At 45.2% G+C, this 15,714-nt stretch carries 18 protein-coding genes; 2 read left to right on the top strand and 16 right to left on the bottom strand.

What is annotated here, in order from left to right:
• Nucleotides 1-27: 27 nt before the first annotated feature.
• From K4H96_RS09520 to K4H96_RS09465, 12 genes are all read right to left on the bottom strand, one after another.
• Nucleotides 28-222, bottom strand: a complete 195-nt coding sequence (locus K4H96_RS09520; RefSeq protein ID WP_002903311.1) for a hypothetical protein — start codon at nt 220-222, stop codon at nt 28-30.
• A gap of 158 nt (nt 223-380) precedes the next feature.
• On the bottom strand, nt 381-1,532 hold the full coding sequence (gene nagA, locus K4H96_RS09515) for an N-acetylglucosamine-6-phosphate deacetylase (protein WP_223338025.1): 1,152 nt from the start codon (nt 1,530-1,532) through the stop codon (nt 381-383).
• 240 nt (nt 1,533-1,772) lie between these two features.
• On the bottom strand, nt 1,773-2,123 hold the full coding sequence (gene rbfA / locus K4H96_RS09510) for a 30S ribosome-binding factor RbfA (protein WP_002908941.1): 351 nt from the start codon (nt 2,121-2,123) through the stop codon (nt 1,773-1,775).
• 177 nt (nt 2,124-2,300) lie between these two features.
• Nucleotides 2,301-5,096 (bottom strand): translation initiation factor IF-2, encoded by a 2,796-nt coding sequence (infB, locus tag K4H96_RS09505; protein ID WP_223338024.1) that lies wholly within the window; start codon nt 5,094-5,096, stop codon nt 2,301-2,303.
• Between the two features lie 19 nt (nt 5,097-5,115).
• The gene (locus K4H96_RS09500) at nt 5,116-5,412 is read right to left on the bottom strand and encodes a YlxQ-related RNA-binding protein (protein WP_002893557.1); all 297 of its coding nucleotides are present in this window, start codon (nt 5,410-5,412) and stop codon (nt 5,116-5,118) included.
• On the bottom strand, nt 5,405-5,701 hold the full coding sequence (rnpM, locus tag K4H96_RS09495) for an RNase P modulator RnpM (protein WP_002893558.1): 297 nt from the start codon (nt 5,699-5,701) through the stop codon (nt 5,405-5,407). Before rnpM ends, K4H96_RS09500 begins: the two co-directional genes overlap by 8 nt.
• Before the next feature lie 10 nt (nt 5,702-5,711).
• On the bottom strand, nt 5,712-6,968 hold the full coding sequence (nusA, locus tag K4H96_RS09490; RefSeq protein ID WP_173332619.1) for a transcription termination factor NusA: 1,257 nt from the start codon (nt 6,966-6,968) through the stop codon (nt 5,712-5,714).
• 59 nt (nt 6,969-7,027) lie between these two features.
• A complete protein-coding gene (gene rimP / locus K4H96_RS09485; protein WP_314581574.1) occupies nt 7,028-7,516 on the bottom strand; it encodes a ribosome maturation factor RimP in 489 nt (162 codons plus the stop codon).
• A gap of 198 nt (nt 7,517-7,714) precedes the next feature.
• The gene (trmB, locus tag K4H96_RS09480; RefSeq protein ID WP_002911262.1) at nt 7,715-8,353 is read right to left on the bottom strand and encodes a tRNA (guanosine(46)-N7)-methyltransferase TrmB; all 639 of its coding nucleotides are present in this window, start codon (nt 8,351-8,353) and stop codon (nt 7,715-7,717) included.
• Complete coding sequence (ccrZ, locus tag K4H96_RS09475) at nt 8,350-9,144, bottom strand: cell cycle regulator CcrZ (protein ID WP_002893562.1); 795 nt, start codon at nt 9,142-9,144, stop codon at nt 8,350-8,352. The genes trmB and ccrZ overlap by 4 nt, the downstream gene beginning before the upstream one ends.
• Before the next feature lie 50 nt (nt 9,145-9,194).
• Complete coding sequence (locus tag K4H96_RS09470) at nt 9,195-10,241, bottom strand: ABC transporter permease (RefSeq protein WP_223338022.1); 1,047 nt, start codon at nt 10,239-10,241, stop codon at nt 9,195-9,197.
• Nucleotides 10,238-10,969, bottom strand: coding sequence for an ABC transporter ATP-binding protein (locus K4H96_RS09465; protein WP_032911853.1), 732 nt, complete (start codon nt 10,967-10,969; stop codon nt 10,238-10,240). The genes K4H96_RS09470 and K4H96_RS09465 overlap by 4 nt, the downstream gene beginning before the upstream one ends.
• A gap of 68 nt (nt 10,970-11,037) precedes the next feature.
• Between K4H96_RS09465 and K4H96_RS09460 the strand changes: the two genes are divergently transcribed.
• Both K4H96_RS09460 and K4H96_RS09455 read left to right on the top strand, forming a co-directional pair.
• On the top strand, nt 11,038-11,448 hold the full coding sequence (locus K4H96_RS09460; RefSeq protein ID WP_002893566.1) for an HIT family protein: 411 nt from the start codon (nt 11,038-11,040) through the stop codon (nt 11,446-11,448).
• A gap of 9 nt (nt 11,449-11,457) precedes the next feature.
• Nucleotides 11,458-11,745 (top strand): hypothetical protein, encoded by a 288-nt coding sequence (locus tag K4H96_RS09455; protein ID WP_002896907.1) that lies wholly within the window; start codon nt 11,458-11,460, stop codon nt 11,743-11,745.
• A 120-nt stretch (nt 11,746-11,865) separates the two neighbouring features.
• Here K4H96_RS09455 and lytR read toward each other — a convergent pair whose 3' ends face one another.
• The 4 genes from lytR to K4H96_RS09435 form a co-directional block, all read right to left on the bottom strand.
• Nucleotides 11,866-13,104: a glycopolymer--peptidoglycan transferase LytR gene (gene lytR, locus K4H96_RS09450; protein WP_223338021.1), complete on the bottom strand. Its 1,239-nt coding sequence runs from the start codon at nt 13,102-13,104 to the stop codon at nt 11,866-11,868.
• A 7-nt stretch (nt 13,105-13,111) separates the two neighbouring features.
• Complete coding sequence (locus K4H96_RS09445; RefSeq protein WP_223338020.1) at nt 13,112-13,633, bottom strand: GNAT family N-acetyltransferase; 522 nt, start codon at nt 13,631-13,633, stop codon at nt 13,112-13,114.
• Nucleotides 13,626-14,066 (bottom strand): tRNA (adenosine(37)-N6)-threonylcarbamoyltransferase complex ATPase subunit type 1 TsaE, encoded by a 441-nt coding sequence (gene tsaE, locus K4H96_RS09440; RefSeq protein WP_223338019.1) that lies wholly within the window; start codon nt 14,064-14,066, stop codon nt 13,626-13,628. The genes K4H96_RS09445 and tsaE overlap by 8 nt, the downstream gene beginning before the upstream one ends.
• Nucleotides 14,067-14,205: 139 nt before the next feature.
• Nucleotides 14,206-15,627 (bottom strand): NCS2 family permease, encoded by a 1,422-nt coding sequence (locus K4H96_RS09435; protein WP_002923330.1) that lies wholly within the window; start codon nt 15,625-15,627, stop codon nt 14,206-14,208.
• Nucleotides 15,628-15,714: the final 87 nt, after the last annotated feature.

Raw genomic sequence — 15,714 nt, 5'->3', positions numbered from 1 at the left:
CTATAGTGTTCACAAGAGTAGAACTGCTCACTTCTTTTCCTTTTTCTTCAGTATTGGCTTGGGTTTAAAGATATTTTCCTTAGTCGGCTCCATACCTTTACTGAAAAAGCTATAGATAATGAAAGCAACTCCTGCGACAAGGATTAAGATTCGCCCAAAGATCAGTCCCGCCAGCAGTAAAACAAGCCCCATTATCAAAAATTTCGCATCAATTCGTTTCATAGCCTACTCCTGTTCACATTATAGTCTCATTATATCACGCCTAAGAAAGCAATTCAAATCTAGACAAAGGCTATCAAGTTGTCCGCCAATCAAAAAGAACAGGTTTCCCTGCTCTTCCTGAAAAATATAAGGAGACTAATTTAAAATACCTGCGGTTCTCATACATGGAATCGTTCTTGACCATCAAGATAAGTAGCTACCAGCTCTAAATCTTTATCTAAAACGATAAAGTCAGCATCGTAGCCTTCCTTGATCTGTCCGCAGACATCATCAATATGGACTGATTTTGCTGGAATCAGGCTAGCCATCATAACCGCCTGATGAGGATTGGCAATACCCCATTTGACCACATTTTTCAATCCGTCCTTGAGCTTGAGGATAGAGCCAGCTAGATTGCCCGTTGACTTGAGCCGAGCTGTTCCTTCGGCCACAACCACTGGAAATTCTCCCAGCATGTAGTCACCATCTTCAAGACCTCCTGCGGTCATACAGTCAGTAATGAGAGCAATATTTTCATGTCCCTTCTGCTTGAGCAAGATGTCACAAGCCTTAGGGTCCACATGGTGGCCGTCACAAATCAGTTCTGCATAGGTGTGGGGCAACTCATACATGGCACCAACCATGCCCAGCTCCCGGTGGGTCAAGCCCCGCATACCATTGTAAGCATGCACCCAGACGCTAGCACCAGCTTCTACTGCCATCTTAGCTTGGTCAAAGGTTGCGTTAGAATGCCCCAGAGCAACGGTCACGCCTTCATCAGTCAGCGTGCGGACAAATTCCTCTACGCCATCACGTTCTGGCGCGAGAGCTATCTTATTGAGCAAGCCATTTGCGGCCTTCTGCCAAGCACGAAACTCATCCATGCTAGGATCTTTCATATAGGCAGGGTTTTGGGCACCCTTATACTTCTCGGTGAAGTAAGGCCCTTCAAAATAGAGACCGCGAATCTTGGCCCCGCTGGCTTCTTGATAGCGAGCACCGATATTTTCAGTGACTGCTAAGAGGCGCTCATAGGATGAAGTCAGGGTTGTTGGTAAAAAGCTGGTCACACCGGTAGTCAAGAGACCCTCACTCATGGTATGAAGAGTTCCTTCGATGTTATTGTCCATGACATCAACACCGCCGAAGCCGTGAATATGAGTATCCACCAGACCTGGTGCAATTGAGTAGCCGCTGTAGTCTATGACTTCTGCATCCTGCGGAACAGACTGCACCAACTTGCCAAACTTGCCGTCAATCAGCTCTAAATAACCGCCCTGACGGATTCCCTGAGGATAGAAAAATTGATCTGCTTTGATATATGTAGGCATAAGACTGCCTCCCTTGTTCTTGAATTCTATATTCTCGGCCATTCAAAACGGAATTCTGTGATAAATCTAGCTTATTACTCTAGCTATTTTCTAACTCCCGCTTTTGAATCTCTGAGTTTTCTTGACTATATTATAACTCTTTCTTTTTTATTTGTAAATGGTATATACCTATTTTTGCGAAAAATTGTTATATTAAATTAAAAAACAAGAAAACCCAGCCATGACAGCTGAGTTTCTGCTTTACTTTTTATCTAAATCGCGCAGCATCTGGTCGATCTTATTGCCATACTCGATGGATTCGTCCTTGACAAAGGTCAAATCTGGAATCTTGTACATCTTCAGATTGTGGCCCAGCTCTCGCTTGATGGTACCGGTCGCTTTTTCCAGACCGGTCTGAGCTTTTTGATTGTCAGAGGCCAGATTGCTCATAATCGTGTAGTAGACCTTGGCCATGGATAGGTCGCCCAGCATTTGGACATCAGTAATGGTCACTCCCTGCACCCGCGGGTCACGAACTTTCTTCTGCAAGATTTCATTGACTTCGCGCTTGATTTCCATGCCCACACGGTCTGTACGAAAATTATTTGCCATGAGATTTCCTTTCTAATTTTTCTTTTCTGCAATATAAGCTAGGCCTAGCCTAGCTTATATGTTTTGTTTTAGTTGAGTAAGATTCGTTTTAAACTCTTTGTGAAAAAGATGTGAAACTAGAAGTATCAACTTCCACCAAATATGATTTCACTGCGAGTTTTTCACCTACTTCTTATCTTATTTCTTAATTTCTTCCATGATATAGGCTTCAATCGTGTCATCTACTTGGATGTCATTGTAGCCATCAATCATGAGTCCACCTTCGCGGCCGTTAGTAACTTCCTTAACATCATCCTTGAAGTGCTTGAGGCTGGCAAGCTCACCATCGTAAATCACGACGCCATCACGGATAACGCGAACCTTGGAATCACGGGTAACTTTACCGTTGATAACCATAAATCCACCGATAGTACCAACCTTGGAAACCTTGAAGGTCTCGCGGATAAGAGCTTCCCCGATGATTTTTTCTTCGTATTCTGGGTCCAGCATTCCCTTCATGGCATCTTCCATTTCTTCGATAACCTTGTAGATAATGCTGTGGAGACGGATTTCGACATCATCAGTTTCTGCCTGCTGGCGAGCTTGAGATGTAGGACGAACGTTAAATCCGATGATGAAGGCATTTGAAGCTTCCGCCAGTGTCACGTCAGATTCATTGATAGCACCAACCGCTGAGTGGACGATGGTAATCTTAACGCCTTCCACTTCAATCTTCTGCAGAGAAGCAGACAGGGCTTCTACAGAACCTTGCACATCAGCCTTGATGATAACATTAACAGACTTAACTTCACCAGCTTTGAGGGTATCAAAGAGATTTTCCAGACTAACGCGGTGAGTAGCTTGACGCTGTTTGAGAAGGGCACGTTTGGCACGTTCTTCACCAGCTGCACGCGCAGCTTTTTCATCTTCATAAACCGCAAAGTGGTCACCAGCCATCGGAGTTTCATTGAGACCAGTGATAGAAACCGGTGTAGATGGTCCTGCCACCTTAACACGACGGCCCAAGTCATTGGTCATAGCCCGAACCCGACCGAAGGTATTACCAACAACGATTGGATCCTGCACATTCAGAGTTCCCTGCTGAACCAGAAGGGTTGCGACAGCACCTTTTCCTTTATCCAAACGGGCTTCAATGACTGTACCAATCGCTCGAACAGTCGGATCTGCCTTGAGCTCTTGAATTTCAGCCACCAAGAGGACTGTTTCCAACAAGCTGTCGATATTTTGATTGAATTTCGCTGAGATTTCAACAAATTCAGAATCTCCGCCCCAAGCTGTTGACATGACACCATGCTCAGCCAATTCACCAATCACACGTTCAGGATTCGCTCCCGGCTTATCAATCTTGTTGATGGCTACGATGATTGGGACATCAGCCGCCTTGGAGTGGTTGATAGCTTCAATCGTTTGCGGCATAACACCGTCATCAGCCGCTACGACCAGGATAGTGATATCCGTGACAGAGGCACCACGGGCCCGCATAGAAGTAAAGGCCGCGTGTCCAGGCGTATCCAAGAAAGTAATCTTCTTGCCACTTTCCTCGATCTGGTAAGCACCGATGTGCTGAGTAATACCACCTGCTTCACCTGTAGCTACGCGAGAGTTACGCAAGGTATCCAAGAGGGTTGTTTTACCATGGTCAACGTGTCCCATGATGGTTACAACCGGTGGACGCTCAACCAAGGCATCTTGGTTGATATAACCTTCTTCTACGAAGAAGCGCTCAATGTCAGCTGTGTCAACTTCCACCTTCTTCTTAGCTTCGATACCGTAGTCCACCATGAGGAGCTCAATAGTATCCCCGTCAAGAGATTGGTTTTGCGTTGCCATCACGCCCATCATAAAGAGCTTCTTAACAATTTCAGCTGGCTCGCGCTTGATCCGTTTTGCAATTTCTGCAACGGTCATTCCGTCTGTATATTCAAATTCAGTTGGCAACTCATGGAACTTACGTTCTGTAACAGGTTTTGGTGCCTGATTATTGTTGCCCTTTCCTTTTTTATTTTTCTTGTTTTTATTCCAATTACTATTTCTTTGATTTCTCACTTGATTTTGACTGCTTCGATTCTTTTGTTGTTTTCTTGGACCTTCTTCTTCGCGATCAAAATCATCGCGCTTCTTATCTGGTCGAGCTTGCTTCTTACGACGCGTATCCACAGCGGCTGGCGCTGGGCTTGGATTCGCTGCTGGAGCAGACGGAGCTGGTGCAGGCTGAACTGGTGCACTTGCTTCTGCCTTAGGCTGCTCCTTACGGCGATTTTGCCGTTCCATAACTTCTTTAGCTTCTTGTGCTTGCTTAAAGCGTTCCTCGCTGGAACGAGCGTATTCAGCATTCTGCTCTGCTTTCAAAGCTGCTGCCCGAGCCTTAAAGTCAATCTTCGGTCCTTGTGGCTGTTGGCGGTTTTGACCGTTAAATCCTTGATGATTCTGACCATTGCGGCGGCCATCTTGACCACGATTATCACGACGGTCATTTGGACGATTGCCCCTATCTCGGTCGTTGCGGTTTCCGCGATTCTTATTTCGATTATCGCGGTCCTCACGCTTGCCTTGCTCTTTATTTTGTGGTTTGCGGTTGCCTTGCTGCTTACGGCGCTCTGCCTCTTCTTTGGCTCTCGCTTCACGCTCTGCCTTAAAGTTCCGGCTTTGCGGGCGCTTGACAGGCGCAGCTGTTTCTACTTTCGCTTCTGGCTTAGCAGTTACTTTTGCTTCTGTCTGTTCTGCCTTGACTGGCGCTGCCTCTTTGGCAGGAGTTTTTTGCGGTGATGGCTGAGTTGCTGCAGGCTTTTCTACAGTAGCTTGAGGTGCGGCTGCTTTTTTCGTAAAGCTGGACTTGATTCGCTCACTAGCGTCAGCTTCTACGCTGGATGAATGACTCTTGACATCCAATCCCAGCTCCTTAGCACGAGCCACTACCTCCTTGCTTTCTTTTCCCAGTTCTTTGGCGATTTCATACAATCTTACTTTAGACAAATCTTGTCCTCCTCTTCTATTACATAAGAGACCTCATTTTCTTTGTAAAACCAGCATCTGTCACAGCGAGCACTTTTCTGGCCTTGCCAATGGCAGAGCTTAATTCCAGTGTTGAAAACACGGTTGATACTTCTACTTGGTAGTAACGACTTTTATCAGTGATTTTCTTGCTGAGATTAGGAGCTGCATCCTGGGCCAAAAAGACCAGATGTGCTTTTCCCTCCTGGATAGCTTTGACGGTCAGCTCCTCACCAGAAATGATGCGGCCAGCCCGCTGAGCCAGTCCCAGCAAATTTGCAAGTTTCTCTTTATTCAAGACCTAACTCTCTTCTTTTGACCTTATGATCGACATAAGCGATTAACTCATCATAGAAAGCCTCATCCACTTCCATACTGAAGCTGCGGTTAAAGACCCGCTTCTTCTTAGCCTGAAGGGCTTCCTGATTGTCCAGCTTGATATAAGCTCCACGGCCGTTAGCCTTGCCTGTCGGATCGATAAAGACTTGACCTTCCTTGTTCTTGACAATCCGCAGCAAATCACGCTTGTCAATCACTTCGTTGGACACCACTGATTTTCTTAAAGGGATTTTTCTTGTTTTTGCCATTCCAGCCCCCTTAATCTAGTTCTTCAGCTTCGCTTTCTAAACCAGCTGTTTCTAGTACAGTTTCCTCTGCTACTGCGTCAAAGTCTGTTGCTTCTGCTGCTGAAACTTCTGTCTCTAGGACATCTGCATCCGCAAGGATTTCTTCAGCTTCCTGAGCAAATCCGCCCAGTTCATTGGCTGCTTCCATTTCTTCAAACTCTGTGGCAGACTTGATATCGATTCTAAAGCCTGTCAAATGAGCTGCCAAGCGTACGTTCTGTCCGCGACGGCCGATAGCCAGAGAAAGCTTGTTGTCCGGTACAACAACCAAAGCCCGCTTGTTATCTTCTTGGTTAAAGATAACTTGGTCAACCTCTGCAGGAGCAATAGCGTTGTAGATAAATTCAGCTGGATCTGCTACCCACTCGATGACGTCGATATTTTCTTCAGTCGGCACCATACGGCCACTCTTCGGATCGTATTTGGCAGGATGGAACTTGCTCGTAATTTTCTTGATATTGGCTCCACCGCGTCCGACGATTGTTCCGATGGCATCCACATTAGGGTTGTGGCTGCGAACCGCTACCTTGGTCCGATCGCCTGCTTCCCGCGACACGCTCATGATTTCCACAGTTCCGTCATAGACTTCAGGGATTTCCTGCTCCATCAAGCGCTTGATCATTTCTGGATGGCTGCGGCTGACAAAGACATTGACACCGCGAGGATTGTCTTCTACCTTGTAAACAAAGACTTCGATACGGTCATGAGAGGCAAATACCTCACCAGGAATCTGATCTTGCTTCGATAGCTGCGCTTCAATGCTGCCAAGATTGACATAGATAAAGCGATTGTCAAAGCGCTCCACCGTCCCGCTCATGATTTCATTTTCATGCTCTTTATAGGTATTGTAGGTGATTGCTCGGGTCTGCTTGCGCATCTTTTCCATGATGGTTTGCTTGGCAGACTGAGCAGCGACCCGGCCAAATTCAGCTGGCGCTTCTTCAAACTTAATCTTGTCTCCCAACTCATAGGCTGAACTAATAGCCAGGGCATCTTTGAGACTGATTTCCAAACGGCTGTCAAAGACCTCGTCCACGACTTCGCGAACAGTATAGACACGGAAATCTCCTGACTTTTCGTCAAACTCAATAGCTGCGCTGTCTGCCTGACCATAGCGACGACGATAGGCTGAGCGGAGTGACTCAGTCACTGCGTCAATGATATCTTCTTTCTTGATTCCTTTGTCTTCTTCCAAAATGCGGAAGGCCTCTAGCATTTCTTTACTCATTTTCATGTGACTTTTGCCGAAACAAAAGTGTTCCTTTCTTTTCTATATTGCTTCTGCGGCTAAAACTTAACGGCTAATCTGGCTTTGGAAACCAGACTGTAGGGAATTTCGACTTCTTTTCTGCGAGTCTTGTCCAGATATTCCATGTGCAGAACATCCTCTTCAAAACTCAGCAAGGTGCCTTCAAAGACTTTCTGCTTGTCAACAGCCTTATAGAGACTGACATGGATATAACTGCCGACTGCATCAGCTAGCTGTTCCTTGGTCTTGAGCGGACGCTCCAAGCCAGGACTGGTCACTTCCAGAAAATACTGTTCCGGGAAGGGATCTGGCTTGATTTGATCCAAGATCGGACTGATAATATCCGTCAAATCCGCTGTGTCATTGACCGTAATGCCCTCAGGCTTATCTACAAAGACACTGAGAACGTAGTCTCCGCCCATCTTTCCGTACTCAATATCGACTAATTCATAGGGGGGCAGAATGGCTGGTTCAATAACCTCCCTCACCAATTCAACAATCGTTGCGATATGACGACACCTCCTCACAGATAAGAGGCGAAGATACTTCCTCGCCTCTCTTTCCTTATTCATTATTAGTATTATAGCACGACAAGTCCCAGAATGCAAGGGAAATGTGCCATTCAAGCTTGTTAAGACGGAATTCCACTTAAAACGATCTTATTTTTAAGCAAAATTCTTTCCCAATAAAAAGTCTTCAAGGAGTATTTCCTCAAAGACTCTTTCTTATTCAAATGCTGCTTCCACCCGGTAGATAACTTGTCCCTTGTTAGCAAATTTCTGCTCATACTCAGTCAGGACATTATCCTCGAAGTCGCTGGCATGCAAATCTAACCACACACCCTTTAACTTCATACCATACTGTGAAAAGCTTACTAGGCTATACTCAAAAAGACCTCGGTTGTCCGTTTTGAAGTGGATTTCTCCATTTTCCGGCAAAATCTGCTGATAGGTCGCCAGAAAGGACTGATAGGTCAGACGGCGCTTTTCATGGCGTTTCTTGGGCCAAGGATCCGAGAAGTTCAGATAGAGGCGGTCAATCTCGCCATCTTCAAAATAATCAGTCAGATCCGAACCGTCCACCCAGAGAAGCTTGATATTGGGCACATCCGTTGCCAGCACCTTGTCCAAGGCATAGCTGAGGACCGATTTTTGAATATCAATCCCAATGTAGTTGATATCCGGATTGGCCTTGGCCATGCCGGATACAAAAGCTCCTTTGCCGCTGCCAACCTCTACATGAATGGGATGGTCGTTGCCAAAAATCTCCTGCCATCTGCCCTTGGCGTCTGCCGGATTCAAAATCACATACTGGGGATGCGCCTCCAGCAGTTCCGTCGCTCCCTTACGATTCCTTACTCTCATTGTCCTCTTCCGTATTTAGAACGGAAGTTTCGTAATGCGTAAATCTCCCGGTTCACATTTTCTAAATCATTGTTTTCGTAGTATTTGGCAATCTGCATCAGATAAGAATACTGACCAAACCAGTATAGCTTATTGAAAACAGTCTGATTATACTTATAGCCATATGCGCTCAGCCACTCTTGCCAACCTGAATCAGGCACATAATGGCTCAAAATATGTGCTACATCCATCATCCTGTCTGTCAGGCGCACAGAATCCCAATCCACCAAGTAAATAAGCCCGCTGTCGGTCTCTACCCAATTGCTGTGACGCACATCTCCGTGAACGATGGTTGCATAATCCTCACGAAAGGCCGGCACAGTCTGGCGTAGGTCGCGGATAACAGATTGAAGATATTGATTATTTCTCAAAGCAAGCGGCACTTGATTGAGCCAAGCATTCAGCAAATCAGTTGGCGTTTCCAAAGTATAGCCCAGCTTGGTCAGCTGCGTCATCAATGGGCGCGAGCGATGCAGCCGAGTCAAAATATTGATTACCTGCTTTTTGGACATATCATTTGGGGTCAGAATAGTGCCTGAAAGCCACTCCTGCCCGCTCATTACGTTGCCGTCCGGCATCCGGCGGCTCCACAAAAGCTGCGGTGCGATTTGTTCTCGAGCTAAGCCTGCTAAGATAGGGGTTGTATTCATCTTGACGAAAACGCGCCCCCCGTCCGGATAAGTCCCCATATAGGCCTTTCCGCTCTTACCAGCTATCGGTGTCAGGGTCAGCTCGTTATCAACCAAGTCCATGTTTCCCCTCCGTAAAAAGTTTCTTTATCATTTTACTAGTTTTACCTCTTTTAGTCAACCAATCTCCGTAACTTAAACGGCAGATAGAACAGATAGAGTAGGGCAGTTGCTCCCAGCATAGCCAGCACTGCTGTCTTGTCTTGGAGAAATAGCAGAGCAGTCATCACTTCAGCTAAAAGGACACTGCTGCCAATAGATGTGATAATTTGTCTTGCTCCCTTCAGCTTTTCCCCTCTTTCTATCGGAAAAAGCTGGGTCAAAAACTGATAATCAAAAGCTTCGTACAAGGCTGTCAATTGGAAGAGCAAGAGGTAATTGAACAAGATCGCAAAAGCTGCAGCAATCCAAGCTTGACTGACAAAAATCAAGGCCAAAAGAGCCAAAAAGAGCAGTCTCAAGGTCAGAGCAAAGAAGTCTCCATTTCGCAAGTAAGAGCGCAAAAAGAGATTCTGCCAGGTCTTACTATGCTGCTTGCCCACAAGTCTCGTCAAACCATCCAGATAGGCCCGGCGCTTGACACTGTTTGAAATGCCTTTAACATTTGTAAATAGAGCAAAGAAGCGCAGAATCGTCTGCTTTCGGGCTGCTTCATAAGCTACCAGAGCCTGCCAATCTAAGCCATTTTGAGTAAAGAACTTCTTGGCCTTAGCCTGAAACAAAAACCATTTCAAAACTAGCATAAAGATGCAGTAGAGCCCGAAGCCCCAAATAGGCAATCCCAGAGCCAGAAAAAGCGGAGCTAACAGTAGCAATAGCCCAGTCTGTAAGACTGCGTACAAGAGATAGGAACGCAGAATCTGAGCCTTGATAAAAGCCCTGACTTCTGCTTCTCTGACCAAGAGAAAGAGAGCATCCGGCTTTTCCAGATAGGTCGCAATCCGTCCAAAAGGCAAGATAAAGACCGATAGAATAACCAGACTAGCAATAATGGGGAGGTGATTGGTCGGAAAGTGCCGCAAAAGCTGACTGTACTGAACACCTAAAAATCCCATAAAAATCAACAGAAAGAGCACGAAATGGTCATTAAAAACATAGCGCAGGTACTTCAGACACTGCTGACGAAAATCCTGCTTTCGTTTGACAAATAATTCTTTCATAGCGCAGCCTCTTCTGTCAGGGCTAGATAGATGTCATTCAGACTAGCATCCGGCATTTGAAATTGGGCCCGCAACTCAGTCAAGCTGCCCTTGGCCCGCACTTGACCCTTGTGCAAGATTACAAAACTATCGCACATCTTCTCGGCAGAGTCCAGGACATGGGTGCTCATCAGAATGGACTTGCCCTTCTTCTTTTCCTCATCCAAGAGCTGGATAAGGTCTGCAATAGCTACCGGATCCAGACCCAGAAAAGGCTCATCCACAATAAAAAGGCTGGGATCAACTACAAAAGCACAGATAATCATCACTTTTTGCTTCATCCCTTTTGAAAAGTGAACAGGGAACCAATCCAGTTTTTCCTTGAGTCGGAACATTTCCAGTAGCTTATCCACGCGCTTAAAAGCCGTCTCCTGCTCAATGTCGTATGCCATAGCTACTGTCTCAATGTGCTCGCGCAGGGTTAATTCTTCGTAGAGACTAGGCGTTTCCGGAATAAAACCGATCTTCTTGCGGTAATCACTGGGATTGGTCCGCAGCTCCAGTCCATCAATTTGAATTTGCCCCTTATAAGGGGTCAGAAGACCGATAATCTCATTGATAGTCGTGGACTTGCCTGCACCGTTGAGACCAATCAGACCAACCAGCTGGCCATTGCCCACTTCAAAGCTGACATCCTTTAAAACCGGGATATTAACATAGCCGCCCGTAAGCTCTTTGATTTCTAACATATTTTCTCCGAATTCTGGTATAATGGTTCTTATATTATAACAAAATCTAGCGAATAGAGGTACCATTTATGGCTGATTGTATTTTTTGTAAAATTATTGCCGGAGAAATCCCTTCTTCTAAAGTCTATGAAGACGAGAAAGTCCTTGCTTTTCTGGATATTTCCCAGGTAACACCAGGTCATACCTTGGTTGTCCCTAAAGAGCATTTCCGAAATGTGCTGGATATGGATGCTGACAGCACCAGTCAGCTCTTCGCTCGCGTACCTGACATTGCCCGTAAGGTGATGAAAGCCACAGGTGCAGCTGGTATGAATATCATCAACAACAACGAAGAAATTGCTGGACAAACTGTCTTTCATACCCATGTGCATTTGGCACCGCGCTACAGTGATGCAGATGACCTCAAGATTACTTTCGCAGCCCACGAACCAGACTTTCCAGCTCTGGCCGAATTAGCTGAGAAGATTGCGCAAGCTTAAGGAGGGAATATGAAACTTTCAAATATTTTCCTATTTATCGGTGCCGCAGCAGCCAGCTACAAGCTGGTTGAAAACCGTCAAAAAATTCAAGAAGAAATCATTGAAACAACAGATAGTCTAGACAAAGTAAAGGACAGTCTAGCCAATATCCAAAGAAATATTGCCATCATTCAAGAGCAAAAAGAGCAAGTCAAAGACATCGCTCAAGATCTTACTTATAAATATAAAGTCCTTGAAAACCAAGCTCAAGTGCAGATCCAGCAAGTCAAAGACATCTGGGAAAAGTACGAGTCTTGATAGAGAAAAGGTGGGTGATAGGGAAACAAAAACTCCAATCCACTACCGCGTCAAGAACCTCTAGTCATTACCAAAAGAGACCGAGACATTTTGTCCCGGTCTCTTTTTATATTTAACTTTTTACTCTGTAGTCGCATTGACTACTGGCTGACTTTGTGGGGTGCTGACACTGACATCTGTAGCTGGAGCAGAGGAAGCTGCTGGAGCAACCGGAGTTGTATTCGTAGTTCCAACTGTTGTATCTGTCGACGGATAAGAATAATTCTCATAACCATTATTATAAGTAGGCTGACTATAAGAATTCTGGTAACTGCTGTAGCTTTCTATGCTGCTGGATGTACTGCTGCTATTGCTGCTTCTTAGACTGTTGCCGCCCATAATATCTTCATAGAGAACAGCATTGGTCTTCAGACTCTTCACTGTGTCCAAGCCAAGAGACTTGCGGATTAGATTCTGCATGCTCAGCAGATGCTCCGACGTCACTAGCTGATAGCTTCCACCATCAGGCAAGGTCGCGTCTTCTCCACGTAGCTGCTCAGACTTGATGTTTTTAAAGGCGTCTTTATAGCCTAACAGTTGAGGAATGCTTTTTGAATCAAGCGCGATATTAGTCTGCATATTGTTGCTGACAGCTTTTAAAATAGTCTGATAACGGCTGAGACTGTTGAGACTAAGAACTTTTTCAACCACTTTCTCAATTACTTCACGTTGACGCTTTTGGCGGCCATAGTCGCTATCTGGATCCTGATAGCGCATGCGAGCATATACCAGCGCTTGATCACCATTGATTTTTTGCTTGCCAGGTTCCACCTTGGCAGTATACTCAGGCTCATTATCTTCAATAGAAATTGGGAAGTCAAAGGTATTATTGACCTCAATACCACCTACTGCGTCTACTAACTGAACCAAGCCCTGCATATTGATCATCACATAGCGGTCGATGTGGATATTCATCAAGCCCTCAATAGTCGAAATGGCTAACTCAGCTCCACCATTCGCATAGGCCGCATTCAGTTTAGCTTCAACTGTCTGACCGTTTTCGTCAATCTGAGTCAGAATATCACGTTCCAAACTCATCATGACTGTTTTCTTGGTCTTGGGATTGACACTCAGGAGAATCATGGTATCGCTGTTCCCGACCCAAGTATCCTCGCGGGATCCGCTCCCTGTATCTACCCCCATCAGCAAGATAGTCATGGGCTTAGTTGCAGAAATAACATCTGTCTCATTTCCCAAACCCTTATAAGTCTTGGACAGTTCATCTGTTGACTGACCATAAATCGTCCAAGCATAAGTACCTATACCAGCTGTCGTTACGACAAGGAGGCTGAGAAACATCATTATAATCTTTTTAAACATATCTTTTTTAGTCTATCAGTTTACCCATCAGGTAAACATCAAGAAATTTCCCTTCTTTTAAATAGGCTCCTCTTTTTTGTAAGCCTTCAATTTCAAATCCTAAATCTTTATAAAGGTGAACCGCTCGTTCATTTCTAACCTGAACGCTCAATTCCAAACGTCGAATAACTTGAGAATCCTCTGCCCAAGTCAGTGCCTCTTCCAGCAATATGCGTCCCAGTCCTTGGTTCCAGAAAGTTTTCTTCACCACGACAAAGACTTGACCAATATGGCGAATTCGCTCATGGAAATCAGCTGTGATGCTGACAAGACCGGCAATCTCACCATTCAAAAGCGCCAACAGATAAAGCTGATTACCGGAAGCAGCCTGATGCTCAATGAATGAAGCCATCTCCTCTTGATTCATCAAGATTCCAGCCTCATCAAGCGTCATATAATCTGACTCAGACCCGACCTGATTGAGGAAGGCAATCAGCTCAGCAGCATCTGTTTTTTCCGCTTCACGCAAGCACAATTCATATTCAGTCATTCTGCAGTCCCTCAAGTAGCTCTTGGGCTCGTGTTCCTTGGGCTTCAAAAACCAATTCACGCCCGTCTTCCTTTTTCAAGAGGCTTAATTTGAGATAGTCTTCAGGCAGATTTTCTCCCAGTAGCTCCCCCCATTCAATGACCGTCACACCCTCCCCGAAGAGAAAGTCATCCAAATCAATGGAGTCTGGATCGTCTCCGATGCGGTAGACATCCAGATGATAGAGCGGTAAGCGCCCCTCATATTCCCGAACAATGGTATAGGTTGGACTTTTAATCATCTGACTAATGCCCAAACCTAGAGCCAGCCCCTTAGTAAAGGTTGTCTTTCCTGCTCCTAAATCTCCCGTTAAAACCAGTACGTCCCCTGCCTGAAGCAATTTGCCCAGACGCTGACCCTGCTGGATTAATTCTTCCTCATTATGACTAAACATTCTCTTATTATACCAGAAAAAATTTTTTTCTGCTTAATTTTGCAAAAGAAAAATCAGCTAGAAAAAGCTGATTTTTTATGCAAAAAATACAATCTATCCAAACTTCACTAGACATGAGGATTTCCAGCAATGTTTAGACCTAATTTAAAGCCAGATTTACGAAATTCAAAATAAAGAGAAGATCCAAAATCCAAATCATAGAATGCACATCCTTGGCTTGACCTTTGAAGATTTTAACCAAGGTGTAGGTGATAAATCCAGCTGCTATCCCGTGAGTGATAGAATAGGCAAATCCCATAAAAATAGAAGTGAAGAAAGCTGGAATGGCTTCTGCCATATCATCCCAATGGATGTTTTTCAGACTAGCCAGCATCATAATCCCCACGATAATGAGAATCGGTGCTGTTGCAGCATTAGGAACAATGGCTAAAAGCGGACTAAAGAAGCTTGATACTGCAAAGCAGATGGCTACAACCAAGGCGGTCAGACCTGTTCGGCCTCCAGCTCCGATACCAGCTGCAGACTCCACATAAGTCGTCACGTTAGAGGTTCCAGCAATTGCGCCAATAGAGGTTCCGATGAGGTCCGAGTAAAGCGCCTTATCCAAGCCTTCTGATTCATGGTTTTCCCCAGAAGTCGCCACAATCCCGACCTTTTCACCAGTCCCAATCAAGGTACCAATGGTATCAAAAATATCTGTCAACGAGAAAGCCAGAATGGCCATACATGTCTGAGGCCAGCGAGCTGAATCTGCTAAAAGGGCACCCAGACCTTTCGGTCCTACTGCCACCCCAAAAATCTGTCCCAGTTCATTAACAGCAGTACCAATGTTATTCTGCCCAAAGTCAATGGCTGACAAATCAACCAAGCCAACCAGAATAGCTACCACTGTCGTTACTAGGATGGATAGGATAACACCACCCTTGATATTTTTCACGATAAAGAAGATTGTGATGGCCAAACCAACCAGGGCTACTAGGACCGCTGGATTGTTAAAGTCTACCAGACCTGGAGTTGCTGCTGAATTAGCCGTAATAGCCGCTGCAGCTTTATCTGCTCCCTTGCCAGCTACTGTATAGTTTCCCGGATCGATTGAAAACTTGAGCAAGCCAGCATTTTTAATACCTACATAAGCCAGAAAGACTCCGATTCCTGCCGAGATAGCTGCTCGCAAGGAGCCTGGAATTGACTCAATGATCATCTTACGCACCTTGGTCAAAGTGATAATGAGCGAAATAATCCCGCAGATAAAGACCATAGCCAAGGCTTCCTGCCATGTGTAGCCCAAGGCAAAGACGACCGTAAAAGTGAAAAAGGCATTCAGACCCATACCCGGTGCCTGCGCATAAGGCAAGTTGGCAAAGAAGGCCATCATCAAGGTGCCGGCAACAGCTCCGATAATCGTAGCTAGGAAAACACCTTGCTTAGGCATACCTGTCTGAGCCAGCATAGCCGGATTGACAAATAAAATGTAGGACATGGCAAAGAAAGTCGTCAGACCAGCCAAAACTTCTGTCCGGACATCTGTCCCTTTTTCGGTCAGTTTGAAAAATTTATCCATTTTTCAATAAATCTCCTTTTGAGTAAAATTTCTAATATCTAGTTCAAAAACAAAGAAAAACAGATTTAAATCTGTTTATTTGCGAAC

This window comes from Streptococcus sanguinis (genome assembly GCF_020729765.1).
GTDB lineage: Bacteria > Bacillota > Bacilli > Lactobacillales > Streptococcaceae > Streptococcus > Streptococcus sanguinis_Q.
This window is presented reverse-complemented; position numbering and strand designations above follow the sequence as displayed.

Excerpts from the sequence above, each read along its gene's own strand:
- rnpM (WP_002893558.1), bottom strand. The coding sequence starts at position 5,701 with ATGGCAAAAACAAGAAAAATCCCTTTAAGAAAATCAGTGGTGTCCAAC.
- tsaE (WP_223338019.1), bottom strand. The coding sequence starts at position 14,066 with ATGTTTAGTCATAATGAGGAAGAATTAATCCAGCAGGGTCAGCGTCTG.
- rbfA (WP_002908941.1), bottom strand. The coding sequence starts at position 2,123 with ATGGCAAATAATTTTCGTACAGACCGTGTGGGCATGGAAATCAAGCGC.
- nagA (WP_223338025.1), bottom strand. The coding sequence starts at position 1,532 with ATGCCTACATATATCAAAGCAGATCAATTTTTCTATCCTCAGGGAATC.
- K4H96_RS09460 (WP_002893566.1), top strand. The coding sequence starts at position 11,038 with ATGGCTGATTGTATTTTTTGTAAAATTATTGCCGGAGAAATCCCTTCT.
- K4H96_RS09455 (WP_002896907.1), top strand. The coding sequence starts at position 11,458 with ATGAAACTTTCAAATATTTTCCTATTTATCGGTGCCGCAGCAGCCAGC.
- lytR (WP_223338021.1), bottom strand. The coding sequence starts at position 13,104 with ATGTTTAAAAAGATTATAATGATGTTTCTCAGCCTCCTTGTCGTAACG.
- ccrZ (WP_002893562.1), bottom strand. The coding sequence starts at position 9,144 with ATGGACTTGGTTGATAACGAGCTGACCCTGACACCGATAGCTGGTAAG.
- nusA (WP_173332619.1), bottom strand. The coding sequence starts at position 6,968 with ATGAGTAAAGAAATGCTAGAGGCCTTCCGCATTTTGGAAGAAGACAAA.
- K4H96_RS09470 (WP_223338022.1), bottom strand. The coding sequence starts at position 10,241 with ATGAAAGAATTATTTGTCAAACGAAAGCAGGATTTTCGTCAGCAGTGT.
- K4H96_RS09445 (WP_223338020.1), bottom strand. The coding sequence starts at position 13,633 with ATGACTGAATATGAATTGTGCTTGCGTGAAGCGGAAAAAACAGATGCT.
- K4H96_RS09465 (WP_032911853.1), bottom strand. The coding sequence starts at position 10,969 with ATGTTAGAAATCAAAGAGCTTACGGGCGGCTATGTTAATATCCCGGTT.
- K4H96_RS09520 (WP_002903311.1), bottom strand. The coding sequence starts at position 222 with ATGAAACGAATTGATGCGAAATTTTTGATAATGGGGCTTGTTTTACTG.
- K4H96_RS09435 (WP_002923330.1), bottom strand. The coding sequence starts at position 15,627 with ATGGATAAATTTTTCAAACTGACCGAAAAAGGGACAGATGTCCGGACA.
- trmB (WP_002911262.1), bottom strand. The coding sequence starts at position 8,353 with ATGAGAGTAAGGAATCGTAAGGGAGCGACGGAACTGCTGGAGGCGCAT.